General features: G+C 59.4%; 17 protein-coding genes and 1 tRNA gene. 12 read left to right on the top strand and 6 right to left on the bottom strand.

Annotated features, from left to right (window positions below; translation table 11 throughout):
* The first annotated feature begins 71 nt into the window (after nucleotides 1–71).
* Together PH562_RS15870 and PH562_RS15865 are read left to right on the top strand one after the other, a co-directional pair.
* Entirely contained in the window at nucleotides 72–281 is a 210-nt protein-coding gene (locus PH562_RS15870) for a DUF2842 domain-containing protein (RefSeq protein ID WP_069616272.1), read from the top strand.
* Between the two features lie 135 nt (nucleotides 282–416).
* Nucleotides 417–1673 carry a GNAT family N-acetyltransferase gene (locus PH562_RS15865; RefSeq protein ID WP_285174090.1) on the top strand — a complete coding sequence of 419 codons (1257 nt, stop codon included), beginning with the start codon at nucleotides 417–419 and terminating at the stop codon, nucleotides 1671–1673.
* On the opposite strand, the gene PH562_RS15860 is transcribed toward PH562_RS15865, so the two are convergent.
* On the bottom strand, nucleotides 1674–3932 hold the full coding sequence (locus tag PH562_RS15860; protein WP_285174088.1) for a GumC family protein: 2259 nt from the start codon (nucleotides 3930–3932) through the stop codon (nucleotides 1674–1676). It lies immediately after the preceding gene.
* Nucleotides 3933–4124: 192 nt separating this feature from the next.
* Between PH562_RS15860 and PH562_RS15855 the strand changes: the two genes are divergently transcribed.
* The 6 genes from PH562_RS15855 (at nucleotide 4125) to PH562_RS15830 (ending at nucleotide 10338) form a co-directional block, all read left to right on the top strand.
* Nucleotides 4125–4700 (top strand): polysaccharide biosynthesis/export family protein, encoded by a 576-nt coding sequence (locus PH562_RS15855; RefSeq protein ID WP_112337566.1) that lies wholly within the window; start codon nucleotides 4125–4127, stop codon nucleotides 4698–4700.
* Between the two features lie 12 nt (nucleotides 4701–4712).
* Nucleotides 4713–5858, top strand: coding sequence for a glycosyltransferase (locus tag PH562_RS15850; RefSeq protein ID WP_285174081.1), 1146 nt, complete (start codon nucleotides 4713–4715; stop codon nucleotides 5856–5858).
* 77 nt (nucleotides 5859–5935) lie between these two features.
* Nucleotides 5936–7492 carry an undecaprenyl-phosphate glucose phosphotransferase gene (locus PH562_RS15845; protein WP_285174079.1) on the top strand — a complete coding sequence of 519 codons (1557 nt, stop codon included), beginning with the start codon at nucleotides 5936–5938 and terminating at the stop codon, nucleotides 7490–7492.
* Entirely contained in the window at nucleotides 7489–8751 is a 1263-nt protein-coding gene (locus tag PH562_RS15840) for an O-antigen ligase family protein (RefSeq protein WP_285174077.1), read from the top strand. The genes PH562_RS15845 and PH562_RS15840 overlap by 4 nt, the downstream gene beginning before the upstream one ends.
* Nucleotides 8748–9983, top strand: coding sequence for a glycosyltransferase family 4 protein (locus PH562_RS15835; protein ID WP_285174074.1), 1236 nt, complete (start codon nucleotides 8748–8750; stop codon nucleotides 9981–9983). The genes PH562_RS15840 and PH562_RS15835 overlap by 4 nt, the downstream gene beginning before the upstream one ends.
* Before the next feature lie 64 nt (nucleotides 9984–10047).
* Nucleotides 10048–10338: a helix-turn-helix domain-containing protein gene (locus PH562_RS15830; protein WP_113229618.1), complete on the top strand. Its 291-nt coding sequence runs from the start codon at nucleotides 10048–10050 to the stop codon at nucleotides 10336–10338.
* 65 nt (nucleotides 10339–10403) lie between these two features.
* Here PH562_RS15830 and PH562_RS15825 read toward each other — a convergent pair whose 3' ends face one another.
* Nucleotides 10404–11426 carry an extracellular catalytic domain type 1 short-chain-length polyhydroxyalkanoate depolymerase gene (locus tag PH562_RS15825; protein WP_285174071.1) on the bottom strand — a complete coding sequence of 341 codons (1023 nt, stop codon included), beginning with the start codon at nucleotides 11424–11426 and terminating at the stop codon, nucleotides 10404–10406.
* A gap of 224 nt (nucleotides 11427–11650) precedes the next feature.
* A complete protein-coding gene (locus tag PH562_RS15820; protein ID WP_113229617.1) occupies nucleotides 11651–11863 on the bottom strand; it encodes a hypothetical protein in 213 nt (70 codons plus the stop codon).
* Nucleotides 11864–12099: 236 nt separating this feature from the next.
* Between PH562_RS15820 and PH562_RS15815 the strand changes: the two genes are divergently transcribed.
* From PH562_RS15815 to PH562_RS15805, 3 genes are all read left to right on the top strand, one after another.
* On the top strand, nucleotides 12100–12288 hold the full coding sequence (locus PH562_RS15815) for a hypothetical protein (RefSeq protein WP_285174069.1): 189 nt from the start codon (nucleotides 12100–12102) through the stop codon (nucleotides 12286–12288).
* Between the two features lie 12 nt (nucleotides 12289–12300).
* Nucleotides 12301–12495 (top strand): hypothetical protein, encoded by a 195-nt coding sequence (locus PH562_RS15810; protein WP_285174067.1) that lies wholly within the window; start codon nucleotides 12301–12303, stop codon nucleotides 12493–12495.
* A 93-nt stretch (nucleotides 12496–12588) separates the two neighbouring features.
* The gene (locus PH562_RS15805) at nucleotides 12589–13284 is read left to right on the top strand and encodes a thermonuclease family protein (protein WP_113229615.1); all 696 of its coding nucleotides are present in this window, start codon (nucleotides 12589–12591) and stop codon (nucleotides 13282–13284) included.
* Between the two features lie 36 nt (nucleotides 13285–13320).
* Here the strand turns inward: PH562_RS15805 and PH562_RS15800 are convergent.
* Both PH562_RS15800 and PH562_RS15795 read right to left on the bottom strand, forming a co-directional pair.
* A tRNA-Pro gene (locus tag PH562_RS15800) sits at nucleotides 13321–13397 on the bottom strand.
* Nucleotides 13398–13483: 86 nt separating this feature from the next.
* Entirely contained in the window at nucleotides 13484–13894 is a 411-nt protein-coding gene (locus PH562_RS15795; protein WP_285174065.1) for a BA14K family protein, read from the bottom strand.
* A gap of 189 nt (nucleotides 13895–14083) precedes the next feature.
* Between PH562_RS15795 and PH562_RS15790 the strand changes: the two genes are divergently transcribed.
* A complete protein-coding gene (locus tag PH562_RS15790) occupies nucleotides 14084–14329 on the top strand; it encodes a hypothetical protein (protein ID WP_483315356.1) in 246 nt (81 codons plus the stop codon).
* Nucleotides 14330–14506: 177 nt separating this feature from the next.
* Here the strand turns inward: PH562_RS15790 and PH562_RS15785 are convergent, their stop codons facing one another.
* Nucleotides 14507–14836, bottom strand: coding sequence for a hypothetical protein (locus PH562_RS15785; RefSeq protein ID WP_069616257.1), 330 nt, complete (start codon nucleotides 14834–14836; stop codon nucleotides 14507–14509).
* Nucleotides 14837–15119: the final 283 nt, after the last annotated feature.

Here is a 15119-nt window from a genome sequence, read left to right as displayed (position 1 = left end):
GCGTGCAAAACAAGTCCCGGGAGTTTGCGGCATGCCGTCGCGGCATGCTGTCATAATGAGGAGAAAAACCCGTGCCCCTTCGCCTGCGCAAATTCATTGGCATGATCCTGCTCGTGCTGCTGGTTGCAATCTATGCGATCGTTGCCATGATCGTTGCAGTGCGAACGCTTGCAGATCAACCCGGCTGGGTGCATTTCCTGTATTTCCTTTTCAGCGGCATCATCTGGGTGCTGCCGGCGATGGGCATCATCAAATGGATGGCCGGGCCACGCCCGCAATGACGCTCGTCCCGGCACGATTTACGTTAGGCTAACCCTGATCCGCGCCCCATCCCGCATGACTGTCCCATCTTAAGCCAAAAATAAGCCGTTGCCCGCCAAACTGCGTCCGAATACCGCCGGAGCGGAGAAGACCGGATGCAGATCCAGACGCGAGATATCGCCCACATGGCCGCCCAAGCAGCGGACGAGCGGATTGCGTCCATCGACATGAAGCCCGCGGCCGCCGATCAACTGCGGATCGACATCTTCGACAGTATGGCACCGCTCGAAGCCGAATGGCGCGCACTGGAACGGGATGATCTCAACTCGCTGCACCAGAGCTATGACTGGTGCGCAGCTTGGGTGGAGAACCTCGAACGCCCTCTCGCCATCGTCAGGGGCTCCATCGAAGATCACGTCGCCTTCATCCTGCCGCTCGAGATCATCCGCAGTCGCGGAACAAGGCGGGCCGAGTTCATCGGAGGCCACCATAACAATATCAACACGGGCCTGTTTTCAGCCCGGTTCCTGGCGAATGGAGAATTGACGGCCGCTCAGGCGAGCGCCATCTCGGCGGCTTTGCGCGGCAGGGTGGACGTCGTCATCCTGCGCAACGTCCCGCTCGAATGGCGCGGTCGCAAAAGCCCGCTCGCGCCGCTGACGTCGATCGAAAACCAGAACCATGCCTTTCAGATGCCCTTCCTCGGCAGTTTCGAAGCAAGTCTGAAGCAGGTGAATGCCAAGCGCCGCCGCAAGAAGTTCAAGCATCAAAGCAGGCTTCTCGATGCCAAGGGTGGCTACGAATATGTGATCGCCGGTCCTGATCGGCAGGACGCATTGCTCGATCGATTCTTCCAGCAGAAGGCAGTCCGCTTCAAGGATGCCGGCTTGCCCGATGCGTTCAAGGATGACCGGATCAAGGCCGCGCTGCACGCTATGTTGCACCGACGCCAAGACGATGGCATCGGCGCGACACTGCAGATACATGCGCTGCGCCTGAAAGGCGAGCATGAGGGCCATATTCCGGCCATCGCCGCCCTGTCCCGCAAGGGAGATCATGTCATCTGCCAGTTTGCCTCGATCGACGAGGCTCTGGTTGCGGAGGCGAGCCCCGGCGAATTGCTGTTCTGGCTGATGATCGAGCGGCTGCATCGCGAAGGCGTCGCGCTCTTCGATTTCGGTATCGGCGACCAGATTTACAAGCGTTCCTGGTGCTCGATGGAGACGGTGCAGTATGATCTCTTCCTGCCTGTCTCAGGCATAGGGCGTCTCGCGGCGATCGCGAACCGGGTCATCACGCGTACGAAGGTCGCGATCAAATCCAATCGCAAGCTTTATTCCTTCATCCAGCGGCTGCGGGCGCGACACGGAACCGGCGCCGCATCGGATGACGGAGGCGGTGACGCGGATTGATCAGGCAGCGTCCCGGCGCGTATCCGGATCATGCTCCTCGCGCCAGCCGGACATCAGAATGATGTGTTCGTAGCCGGCCTTCTGGAATTCCGTCATGGCAGCGATGAACTGGCTTTCGTCGGGTTCGGGCATGGAGAGGATGATTTCCGTCTCCTTGCTGCGCGTCAGCCGTGCGACGCCGGAGACTTCGGCCGCGCCACACTCCACCAGAACGATGTCATAGGCCGAACCCAGTGCGTCGAGGATCAGCGACAGACGGTCGGCGCCGCGCATGGCGCGGGCAAGGTCGCTCATGCCTTGCGGCACGAGATGGGCGTCCGACAGGCGATCCGGATGGATCGTATCGCCAAAGGCCGCTTCGCCGCACAGCAGGTCGGTTACGCCGGGAAGTTCGTCGTGCTCGGCCATGAGCCTGGAGGGACATCCGGTGCCGGTCATATCGACCAGCACGATACGGCTCCCTGCATCGGCAATGGTCCGCGCCAGCATGACGGTGGCGGTCGAGCCGTTGTCACCGGTCGGTGATATGGCGATCGCCAGCCGCGAGCCGCTATCGATCAGATAATCGGCGACGGATTGGATGGAGAAATCCTCCTCTTCCTCCGCGGCAGTCTGAGCAACCTGCTTCGGCCCGTGATCCGGAGCGATTGCGGTGTCCAAGGCGATTGCCTGCTCTGGAGCAGTTACGGTATCCGCAGCCCGAACCGGGATTTCCTCGACGGGGACGGAGAGCATGCTTGCGGGCGTCTCGACGCTGCTCGCTCGCGCAACTGGCCGAACCGGAGCCGGTTCGGTGACGGGTTGAGTGCGCTGCGCCGTCTCCAGCGCGGCGGCATCTTCCTTGCGAACAAGCCCAACCGGACGCAAAGCGCGACCGCTGAACAGCTCCGCGAGCATGATAACGATGGCGGTGAGAATGAAAGTGGCAAGGGTAGCGACGACGACGATCGGACCGACCTTCGGGAAAGAGGGATCGACCGGCTCGACCGCTGTGGAAACGATGCGCGCATCGGCAGGGCTGGAATTCTTGTCGACGCGAGAGGCCGCCTCGCGATAACGGGCGAGATAGGTCTCGAGCAATTGCCGCTCGGCCGTAGCTTCACGCTCCAGGGCGTTGAGGCCGACTTCGTCCTCCCCTGCCCGGGCGCTGTCGGCCTTCAGCGTGTTCGATTGGGCGAGGAGTTGTTGCTCGCGCAGCTGCGCTACCTTTGCTTCGTTCTCGATGCTTGCCAGAATCCTCTGGGTCTCGCGATCGATCTGCTGACGGATATCGACGAGCTGCGCCCGCAGGCTCTTCAGCCGCGGATGCCCATCCATCAGTGTCGTGGAGAGATCCGAGATCTGCGACTCGAGATTCGACTGGGTCGCCTTCAGCCGCTGAATGGTCTGCGAGCCTGCGACGTCGGCAAGAGTATCGGTGGAGCGGCCGCTGGACAATGCGCTGCGCACCGCTTGCGCCCGCGCCTCGGCATTGGCCTTGTCGCCACGCACCTGTGCCAGCTGCGTCGAAATATCCGCGAGCTGCTGCGTGGCGAAATTGTTGTTCTGACTGGTCTGGAGAAGACCGTTGGCGGAACGATAATCTGCAACCTTCTTTTCCGCCTCGCTGACCTTATCGCGCAGCTTGGCGATCTCCGGCTCTAGCCAGCGCGTCGCCTCGCTGTTGGAATCGAGCTTGGCGCCGCTTTGCATGGATAAATAGACTTGCGCCATGGCATTCGGCACGCTGGCGGCGAGATCCGGATTGCGGGACGTGAAGCTGATGCCGATGACGCGCGAGCTGTTGATCTGATAGACCTGCAGGCGGCTGTTGAAGGCGTCCAGCATCCGCTCTTCCGGGGCCTTGTCGGCTGCCGCCTGCTTCAGATGCAGCTTGATCAGAATATCAGAGAACGCGGAGCCGTTGTTGCCAGCAGCGAATTCAGGGCGATCGTAAAGCTTTAGATTGGTGATGACCTGCTTGACCAGATCCGCCGACTGCAGGATCTGCACCTGGCTGGCAATATTCAACTCGTCCAGCAGAGGGCCGGCACCGGCATCGTTGCTCGATGTCGTCGCCGCAAAGGCGGGCGCACGCTGCTCGATGAGGATGCGGGCCTCGCTGCGATATTCCGGCGACATGACCTTGGCAATCGCGAGTGCCGCGCAGGCGCCGGCCAGCGTGATGGCAACGACGCGCACCCGCCGCTGCCACACAGCGCGAAAGAGCTGAGCGAGATCGATGTCCACATCCTGCTGGGTGCTGTTGACACCGGACATATGCAAAACTCCGTAATAGAAAGCCGGAATTAATCGTAAACGACTATAGTAACCCAAGCGTTAATAGTATTTCGTCAGCATTATTTTTGGCATCGCTAATTTTTTCCTGGATTTTCATTTGCTCTTTACCGACCGTTAACCCTAACGGATCGATAACGACAGCAGTGTCCTTCCCTTTCCAATGAGCGCGAAATGCCCTTCGCAAAGCCAAAGATTGTCCTTGCACTCGGCATGGCTGCCGTGAGCGCCGCGCTCACCGGCTGCAATACCTATCAACCGGCACCCAAGGCCTTCAACGAGGCCACGATCCAGCCCTATACGCTTGATAGCGGCGACCGGTTGCGCGTGACCGTGTTCGACCAAGCCGGGCTGACCAACACCTATACGGTCGATCAGGCCGGCTATATCGCCTTCCCGCTGATCGGCCAGGTCGCTGCCCGCGGCAGGACCCTGCAGCAGCTCTCCGGCCAGATCGCGCAGAAGCTTCGCCAGGGATATATTCGCGATCCAGACGTCACCATCGACATCGACCGCTATCGCTCGGTCTATATTATGGGCGAAGTCGGCCAGCCGGGCCAATATTCCTATGTGCCGGGCATGACCATCCAGAATGCCATCGCGGTCGCAGGCGGGTTCACCAGCCGGGCCAACCAATCCAACGCGGATGTCACCCGCAAGATCAACGGTCATGTCATGACTGGACGGGTCGGCATCTCCGATCCGGTGCTGGCAGGCGACACCATCTACGTCAGAGAGCGGTTATTCTAACCGCGACCGCTCATGGCCCGACCGCTTCGTATTCTTCATTGCTTCAGATCGCCCGTCGGCGGCGTCTTCCGCCATGTCCGGGATTTGGCGGAGGAACAGAGCAAAGCGGGCCATGAAGTCGGCATCCTTTGCGACAGCCTGACGGGCGGCGAGCATGAGGATCGTCTGTTCGACGATATCGCGCCGTTCCTGGCTCTTGGCGTCGTTCGCCTGCCGATCCGACGGCAAATTACCTTCTCGGATGCTGCGACACTTTGGAGCAGCTACAAGGAAATCAAGAGTTTGCGGCCGGATGTACTGCACGGGCATGGCGCCAAGGGCGGCCTGCTTGCGCGCGTTCTCGGCTCGATACTGCGGGTCAACAGGTGTCGCGTAGCCCGCCTCTATACTGCGCATGGCGGAAGCCTGCATTTCTCGCGCAGCTCGTTCCAGGGCATGCTGGTGCACAGCCTGGAACGGGTGCTCGAGTTTCTCACCGATGGCCTGATCTTCATCTGCGATTTCGAACGCCGCACCTATGAAAGAAAGATCGGCAAGCCGCGCACCCGTTCGGTGATGATCTATAATGGCATCAGCGAAAGAGATTTTCGCACCATACCGACACGATCGGACTCCGTGCATTTCGTCTATATCGGCATGCTGCGGGACCTCAAAGGTCCCGATCTGTTTGTTGACGCCTTTGCGAAAACGGAGCGGCGTATCGGCAGGCCGCTTTCCGCGCTGATGATCGGCGACGGGCCGGACAGAGACAAATATCACCGGATGATGGTCGAACGGGGCCTCGGTCACCGTATCGGTATGCTGCCGGCGATGCGCGTGCAGGAAGCCTTCACGGTATCACAGAACATCGTCGTCCCCTCGCGCGCCGAGGCCATGCCCTATATCGTTCTGGAAGCGCTCGCAGCCGGAAAGACCGTCATCGCCTCACGCGTTGGCGGCGTTGCGGAAGCACTTGGCGACAACAGCCCCGCACTCGCCAAACCCGAAGATGCCGATGACCTCTCGCGCATCATGGCTGAAGCGATCATTGAACCGCTATGGGGTGCTCGCAACATGCCCGATATCGGGACGATACGATCGAATTTTTCGGCTTCGGCCATGGCGCGGGATACTTTGCACCTGTATCAAAATATACTTGGCCTGAACCGCGACGGTTAGAATACAGCCAAGTGTTGTAAGTGTTTCTTAGCTGATATCTGATACGCCCTTGTCTGGTAACGACCGGATAAGCTGCCATGAACACTACGGAAAAGTCCGAGCAATTCGACTTGGACAATCTTCGCAAGCAGGTTTCGGAAATCCGCACCCGCGGTGTGAGCGAGACTCACGGCGATCGCCCAGACGGCATGAATGCCTATGCGCGGCAGATCGCCGAACAGCTTCGCGAAACCAACCAGTCTCCGGCAATCATCGTCGGACAATACAGGCTGTTCGAATTTCTGTCGCTGCTCGCATTCGGGCTTGCGATCCTCCTCTTTGGGACCTCGGATAGTCATCCCTTCCTGTCGAAGACCGTGGTGACGACCGCCCTCTGCGGTCTTGCTATCGTCTTCCTGCAGATTGCGGATGCCTATCAGATACCGGTCTTGCGCTCGCCGCATCACTTCCTGCACCGGATTCTCGGGTCTTGGGCTGCCGCCTTCGCGGTCATGGTTATCGCCCTCCTCCCCTTCGACATCAACAACATCTACTCCCTCTCGCTTCTCAGCCTTTGGCTCGCGGCAGGCGCAGGGTTCCTTCTCGTGGCTCGCCTGCTGTTTGCCTATGGCATCCGCCATTGGGCTCGCAACGGCGTCATGGAGCGGCGCGCCGTCATCGTCGGTGGTGGCGAACCGGCAAAGGAACTCATCCGGGCGCTCGAGCATCAACCCGACAACGATATCCGCATCTGCGGCATTTTTGACGATCGCGGCGAAAAGCGCTCGCCAGTCATGGTTGCCGGTTACCCGAAGCTGGGCACCGTATCGGAACTGGTCGAATTCGCCCGGCTCGTGCGCATAGACATGCTGATCATCGCGTTGCCGATCAGCGCCGAGGATCGCATTCTGCAATTGCTGAAGATGCTCTGGGTGCTGCCGGTCGACATTCGTCTCGCCGCCCATGCCAACAAACTGCGCTTCCGCCCCCGCGCCTACTCACATGTCGGCGCCGTGCCGATGCTCGACATCTTCAACAAGCCGATCCGCGACTGGGATGGCGTTGCAAAACGCATCTTCGACATCTTCTTCAGCCTGGTTGCACTTGCTTTGCTCTGGCCGATCATGCTCGGCGCGGCAATTGCCGTGAAGACAACCTCGAGAGGGCCGATCTTCTTCATGCAGAAGCGCCACGGCTTCAACAACGAGATCATCAACGTCTTCAAGTTCCGCTCGATGTACACCCATATGAGCGATCCGTCGGCGCGCAATGCCGTGACCAAGAACGACCCGCGCGTCACCCCCGTCGGCCGCTTCATCCGCAAAACGTCGATCGACGAGTTGCCGCAGCTTTTCAACGTGCTGCTCGGCAGCCTGTCGCTTGTGGGACCGCGTCCTCACGCCGTTCTGGCCGCCAGCCATAACCGCACCTATGCCGACGTCGTCGAAGGCTATTTCGCGCGCCATCGCGTGAAACCGGGCGTGACCGGCTGGGCGCAGATCAACGGCTGGCGCGGCGAGATCGACACCGATGACAAGATCAAGTTCCGCACGGCCTATGATCTTTACTACATCGAGAACTGGTCGCTGCTGTTCGATCTGAAAATCCTCTTCCTGACGCCGTTCCGTCTGCTCAATACGGAAAATGCCTATTGAGCGCGATCAACCTGCCATCGTCGCGCGTCGCGCAGCCACAGCTGGCGGCCATGCGGCTGGTCGGCACGGCAAGCGTTGCCGTCGGCGTGTTTCTGTCGGGCTTCGTTATCGCCGAGCCGGCACCCTATGAGCTGTGGCTCGCTTTTCTAATCGGTACCTGGTTCATTCTCGGGCTCAAAATCTCGCGCAGCGTCGCGCCACTGCTGGCGCTGTTCCTGCTGTTCAATATTGGTGGCATGCTGTCGATTACGCAGATGCATGATCTCGCCGCCAGCGATCATCTCGCCGGCCCGATCTATATAGCCGTTTCCACCTTCCTGGCGCTGAGTTCCGTCTTCTATGCCGCCATCACCGAAGACAACGAAAAGCGGCTGAAGCTGATCTTCAGTACCTGGGTCGTGGCAGCGCTGATCACCGCAAGCCTCGGCATCCTCGGCTACTTCCATGCCGTGCCGGGCTTCGACATCTTCACCCGCTATGACCGCGCCATGGGGGCGTTCCAGGATCCGAACGTCTTCGGCCCTTATCTCGTGGCGCCAAGCCTTTACCTCATGCACGGCTTGCTGATCGGCGACCTCAAGAAGGCGCCGATCAAGGGCATCTGCCTGTTCGTGCTCGCCTTCGGCATTTTTCTGTCCTTCTCCCGCGCCGCTTGGGCCCTCTTCGCTTTCGCTTCGGTGATGCTGATCTTCTGCATGTTGCTGAAGCACCGCAGCAATACCTTCCGGCTGCGCATTCTGGTGATGTCGCTGGCGGCCATCATCCTCATGGTCGTGCTGCTCGTCGGCGCGCTGCAGTTCCCACAGGTCAGCGACCTGTTTTCGACGCGCCTGCAGCTGGTTCAGAGTTATGACGGCGGACATCTTGGCCGCTTTGAGCGCCACAGCATCGGCTTCCAAATGTCCATGGAACGGCCTTTCGGCATCGGGCCGTTGGTCTTCGGCCAGATCTTCCGCGAAGACGAACACAATACCTGGCTAAAGACGCTGACCACTTATGGCTGGCTCGGCTTCGTCACCTGGGTCAGCATGATTTGCTGGACCATCTATATCGGCTTCCGCAACCTCCTCAGGGAGCGTCCCTGGCAGCCCTACCTGATGATCGCCTGGATTGTCATTCTCGGCCATGTCGGCATCGGCAACGTCATCGATACCGACCACTGGCGCCATTTCTACTTGCTGATCGGCATCGTCTGGGGCTGTGGCGCGCTGGAGCAAAAGTATCAGCGTGACTTGAACAAAAGGAAAGCTGCTTCGTGAACATTCGCACCAACGTCAAACACCTGTCGTTGCTGCAGGTTCTCGAGCCGAGCGGCGGTGGCTCGGGACGACATTTTCTCGACCTGTGCCGGGCCATGCAGCATCGCGGCCACTCCGTGACCGCTATCTATTCCCCGGTGCGCGCCGAGCCCGCTTTCGTCGCAGAACTGGAAAATATCGGCCTGGACAATGTCATTCCGCTCGGCATGCGACGCGCGCCCGGCCCCTGGGATCTGACTGCATGGTGGCAACTGCGCAAGATCGCGGCCGTTCATGGGCCGTTCGATTTGATCCATGGTCATAGCTCGAAAGCCGGCGCGCTTACGCGCCTGCGGCTACCAGGGCGCCATGTCCCCGTTCTCTACACGCCGCATGCCTTCCGCACCATGGATCCGACGCTCGGTGCGAAAGGCCGCCTGATCTATGGCGGGATCGAGCGCCTTCTCGGGACATGGCTGACGGATCGCCTGGTCTGCGTTTCGCAGGATGAATATAATCACGCCCTGTCGCTCGGCATTCCGGAAAGACGCTTGCGTGTCGTCGTCAACGGCGTCAATGCGCCTCCGCTCAGCCAGCGAGCGGCCATCCGCAGACGCTACGGCATTCCTCAGGAAGCTTTGCTCTTGGGCTTCGTCGGCAGGATGACGCGGCAGAAGGCGCCCGAGCGCTTAGTCGCGGCTTTTGCGCGGATAGCAACCCAATTGCCGCAGGCCCATCTGCTGATGATCGGGATCGGTGAGCTGGTCGATGTCACAAGAGAAATGATCAAGGCGGCCGGGCTTGAAGATCGCGCCCGCATCGATGGCAGCGTGCCGGGTGTGACGGCCATCGACGCCTTCGATGTCGTCGTCATGCCGAGCCGCTACGAGGCAATGTCCTATGTGATGCTGGAAGCCGCAGCCGCGGGCAAGCCGCTGCTGCTCGCCGATGTCGGTGGCGCACGCACGGTGCTGGAGCACGGCAAGAACGGCTACATCGTGCCGAACAGCGATAATCCGGAAGCGTTGGCGGCCGCGATGGCTCGTTTTGCCGATCCGACGTTGCTGGCCAATTTTACCGCCGAAGCCCGCCGCCGCAAGGATGGCTATACGCTGGCCGGCATGGCTGATGCGACCGAGAAGATTTATCTCGACCTACTCGGCCACCCCGCCCCTGCCCCACTGGAGTTGATAGCAAACTCCACTTTGGACAATAAGCGTAAGGGCCGGGAGAAGAGCGCGGTGGCCCTTTAAACTCGCAGAGGATTTTCGTCGGAAATCGGTTCCGCTTTTCAAGCCGATGCGATAGACTTAACTTATGATTACTTCAGCACAATTGCGCGGCGCGCGCGCCATGCTCGGACTGACAGTGGAAACGCTTGCCAGCGAGAGCAAACTTCCGGTTTCGGCGATCGAAGCGCTGGAAACAGGGATCGGCTCAGCGGATATGAGGGCGCTTGCGACAGTTCGCTCCGTCCTCGAGAACCACGGCGTGCTTTTCCTCGCCGGCGGCAGTGACGGCACCGGCGGCCCCGGCATTCGCTTCAAGCATTGGTCCGAGAATGATGGCATTCGGCCTGAGAACCTGAATGCCACCAATGACGATTGATAGCTGATGCAGGGTAGCAATCTCCAGGAGCCGCTTCCTGCCTTTAAAGCCTTGCGCGATCTGCTTCAGGCCGCCAGCTTCCAGCCTTTGACAAGTTCTTCGGGCGCAGAGAGGGCTGCAGGCAGGATGTAGCGTTCGGTGTTGTTTGCCGGCTCCCAGCCTTCAACAATGGAGCCAACCGGCAGGCCATGCCCGAAATCGTTGAGCGTCACGAGCTCAAGGATCATATGGCCATAGTCGTCGCGCCATTCGCGCCGCTCGCCACCTTCGAAAAGGCGCAGCCGACCCTTTGTGCGCGGACGCTCGCGTGCGGTCAACCATTGCGCGACGGATGCCTCGGCATTGGTGAAGGACACCACATCATCGGCATCGCCATGCCAGATGGAGACAGCCGGATAGCGAGCAGCTTCGGGGGAAACTTCGCGAACGAGCTCGCCCCATTTTTCCGCTGCGCGGCTTGAGCCGCGTTTCATGACATCAAGTGCCGACATGGCATCGCGGGCAGCGCTGAAAGGCAGGCCGCCGATGATGGCGCCTGCGGCAAAGAGTTCTGGATAGGTCGCGAGCAATGCCGCTGTCATAGCGCCACCGGCCGAGAGGCCCATGACGAAAATCCTCCTATCGTCGATTGCATGCAGGCGACGGCTGAAATCGATCATTTCTCTGATTGAGCCGAGTTCACCGCGATCACGCGTGACCATGCTCGGGCGAAACCAGTTGAAACAGAGATTCGGGTTGTTCGATGCCTTCTGTTCCGCATAAAGCACGGTAAATCCATGCTGGCGCGCGAGTGCCGTCCATCCGCTCGCGCGATCGAAATCCTCGGCATTCTGATGACAGCCGTGCAGGACAACGACGAGCGGCATCGGCCCCTTCACACCCGGCGGCACATATTCGAGCATGCGCAAATCGCCAGGATTGCGGCCGAACCACAAAACTTCCGTCAGCCGCTGCGGCAACGGGCGCGTGGGAACGCGACGGCGCGACGGCTGCGATTGCGGCTGCGTCATCGGAAATTTGAGCTGCGGCAGCTCGACGGAATCGACGAGCAAGCGGCGAAGCCGGCTCGGAACTTTAAAATTCATCATGGACCTTTCTATCCACGTCAGCCACGGCAGGTTTTTTCCTCCGCTGCGGGCTGGCGCGCACTGTTCCTTTCCAGAATCAGTGACATCGAGAAATCGAATCTCTTTGTGCAACGCAGCAAATATAGGGAGGCCGGTCCGCTTCGAACAGGCACAAAGCATCATTGCTGCTATGTGAAATCAGCTTAAATCGATTAGATTTCCGGCCATAAAAAAACGCAGTTGCGTCAGAAATAAGCCCGTGCGAGCGCGAGAAGTTTTGCGTCGTCCTTCACGCCCTGGCGATAAAGCTGAATAATCAATGCGCCGAGGCGCTCTGCCTCAAGGCTGCGGGGGTCCATGCCGCGATCCTTGCAGACCGTGTCCAGTACCTTCTCGAGGCGATCCAGATCGTCTGAAAACAGCGGCAGATCTCGTGGATGGATAGGTGTGTCCAGCATTTGCGCGTCTCATAGTCCGTGGGCAGAAGCACGCAGTACCTCGCCGGCACCCGTTTTATTCCCGACGACAGGATTAGACTATGCGCCTTGCGTGTGGGGTTGGCAAGGAAGCATTTCGGGCGATGCATTTCTGATTCGCAAACTTTACGGAGATTCGATCGAGGGTACAATTTTAAGTTAATGCATCACCCAGCCTTTATCCGCATATGCAATAAGCGGGAAAAAACGGAGGCATAATGATGACCAAATTTCTGATACGGACGGCTCTCAGCTTGGCGCTTGCAGCAACGGCGCTACCGGCCCTCGCACAGAATTTTTCGAATCTTCCGCTGCGCAACCCTCATCAGCCGCCCGAAGGATATATTTCCGTGCAATCGGGAATATCGATCTCCTATCCCGTGGCGGACGGCGACAGCGAGGAGTAGCAGGAGAAGGCCTTGAAATCCTTCTATAAGATTGCCGCAAGCAGCTGCACCACCCTGCTCGACACCATCGCCGATGCCTGCGAGATCAGCGCTCTGTCGAGCAATACTTCGGTCAACAATCCAGACAATCGCGGCACGAGACTTTCCATCAACGGACAGGTGACGATGTCGGTGAAACTGAAGCCGCCGACAGCGGCCGCAAAATAGCTTTGCCCCATCGCAGTTCATGATCTCCGCGGAAGCCAACGGATCGGTAAGAAATGCCGGCGATAATCCCCCTCGCAATTGAGGGACGATACCATGGCGAAAGCGAAACGACGCACGCGGCGCAAGCCGCAGTCCAAGGCGGGCAATTCGATGTGGCTATGGGGCGTTGTCGGCCTGGCAACGGTAGCCGGCCTCTACGCCTATCAGCATCGCAAGGATATGCCGTCGATGCTGGCGCATGCCGGAGCAGCCGCCGGCATGCCGCATATGGCCCGGGAGACGCCCGTGCCGGCGGCAAAGCCGCAGATAAGGACGGCAGCAGTCACTTCGGAGCCGCGCGCGACATCCGCCCTGCCGGTGCCACCCGCCGCCATTCCCGTGGCGATGCCGGTCAATAAGATACCGGTCGAACGGCCGATACCTAGCTTGCGTGCACAATCGGATGGTCGTTTCGTGCTGTGCGGCGCCGGATCCGGAACGAACTGCGTCGTCGACGGCAATACCTTCTGGCAGGATGGCATCCGGATTCAGTTGGCCGATATCGATGTGCCGGACGCCGGTGCCGCGCGCTGCCCCAGCGAAAGACAGAGGGGCGTGGCCGCGAAACTGCGCCTGCAGGCCATTCTCAACGATGGAAACTTCGTGCTTTCCGGCAGCAGCCGCCGCGACGACCCGAATGGGGGCAAGCTGCGCATTGCCATGCGCGCGGGGCGCTCGCTTGGCGATCAGATGGTGTCGGAAGGTCTCGCGCGTCGGTGGACCGGCCAGGCTACATCCTGGTGTAGCTGATTTTCAGAAATTCGATTGGGAGTTCAAGGAGATAAATGGTCGGGGCGACTGGACTCGAACCAGCGACCCCTTGACCCCCAGTCAAGTGCGCTACCGGGCTGCGCTACGCCCCGACCTGCCGAAACGGCTTGTTTCGTTTAGAGTTTAGCGTTTCCCGACGCAAGCGAAAAGTGTCGGCCTGCTCAGAAAAAATTGCCGTTCAACGGCACAGTTGCCTCGGTCCGCGGCTCGGCTGATAGGTGTTATCGGAGGCGCGATAAGAGCGGTAGCGGCTTGCGCAGTCACGCGCATGAGCGCCGTAATAGCTCTGTGAGCCTTGCCTGTTGAACAAAGTGCCGGTCACAAAAGATTTGAAGAGCACGCCGCTATCCGAATCGTCGTCATAATAGCTGTCCGAGCCATGCAGCCGATGGCCGCTGCCCCAACGATTATGGTGATGATGCCGATGGCCGTGGCCATGACCGTGATCGCGAACCTGGATGATGTCCGATCGTCCGGTTGCAGGCACTGTCAGGGTCGGCATGGTGAGGGCATTCGCCGGCATGATGGCACCCGCCGCCAGTATAAGACCAAAGCCTGCGGCAGTTATCGATCTCGCAATCGTAAACATATGCGACTCCTTCGAAATCCGGCGGCGCCATCAAGTAAATCCGCACAACAACCTTGCTGCCGAGCACGCCGTCATTATCTGTATATAGTGATTTGGAGCCACACTCATAGATGCCCTTCCGTCTTTATGTGCGACGGACTTCGCAAGACGGAAAGTGGGCGGAAAGTCAAAGCAATGAAGCCCCATGTAATGAGTCTCCTGTTGTGCCTATCGCTGCTCTCCGCGTGCAACACGACGGAATCGGTGCAGCCCATCCCGGGCAGCATCACCTATGGCGGCCAGCCGCATATGAAACTGACGAAATCGCCTCCCGGGTCGCAATTCCAGCATCACTTTACGAACCAGTGGGGCCAGGATGTTATCGAAACCTATATCGTCCAGCCGGACCGAAGCGTGAAGCTCGTCAACCGCCAGGAAATGAGCCCGCCAGATTAGAGTCTTCGCGCTTTTCCACGAATCGCGAAAACGCCCATCCCTTTGCCTTTTACGCAACTCCGGACGGAAAACCGCTGCAGTTTCCTGGACTTGCTCTTGAGGTTCGTTGGATCTGAAAACGAACACTCCGCCTGCATGAGCCGACGGAGTGTGATGTAATGCAGATAAAAGCCACACTTACCAGCAGCGATAGCAGCGGCGATAATAGGGCCGGCCATAATAGCCGCGGTGATGATGATTATCGCTGACAGCGGCGCCGACGAGAACGCCACCGATGATGCCGGCAGCAGCCAGAGCGGCAGCCTGGTTTTCAGCCTGTTGCGCCTGGGCGCGATTGGACTGGTAGGTCGCGCCGACGCAGCGATTATAACGCTGCGTGCCCGGACGGAACCCCTGCGACTGGCAGGTCATTTCCGCATTCATCGCAGATTCCTGCGGTGTCTGACAGCTCGATAGAATGGTTGATATAGCGACAAGGCTCGCCGCCATCGTGGCACGTATGCGCATATTCCCTCCGGCAATTTAGGATACAACCCCGGGAAAGCGAAATACAGCCAAAGGTAAGCTTTGGCAACCAACCTTATCAAGCACCGCGCGAAATCCGTCAAACCGTGGCAAAACTGCACGCAAGGATGGTATCGTGCTTAACGGCCGGATAGCAGCTTAGTGCAAAATGAAAAGACCCCGCTGATGAACTGACCCCATAAAGTTGGACGGTTCATAGGCTGGGATGATTTGAGGGCTGGGTCCTGTATTTCACAGGGCTCAGCCCTTTGAGTTTCATCCTGAT

It is taken from the genome of Rhizobium centroccidentale, from assembly GCF_030182565.1.
GTDB lineage: Bacteria > Pseudomonadota > Alphaproteobacteria > Rhizobiales > Rhizobiaceae > Rhizobium.
This window is presented reverse-complemented; position numbering and strand designations above follow the sequence as displayed.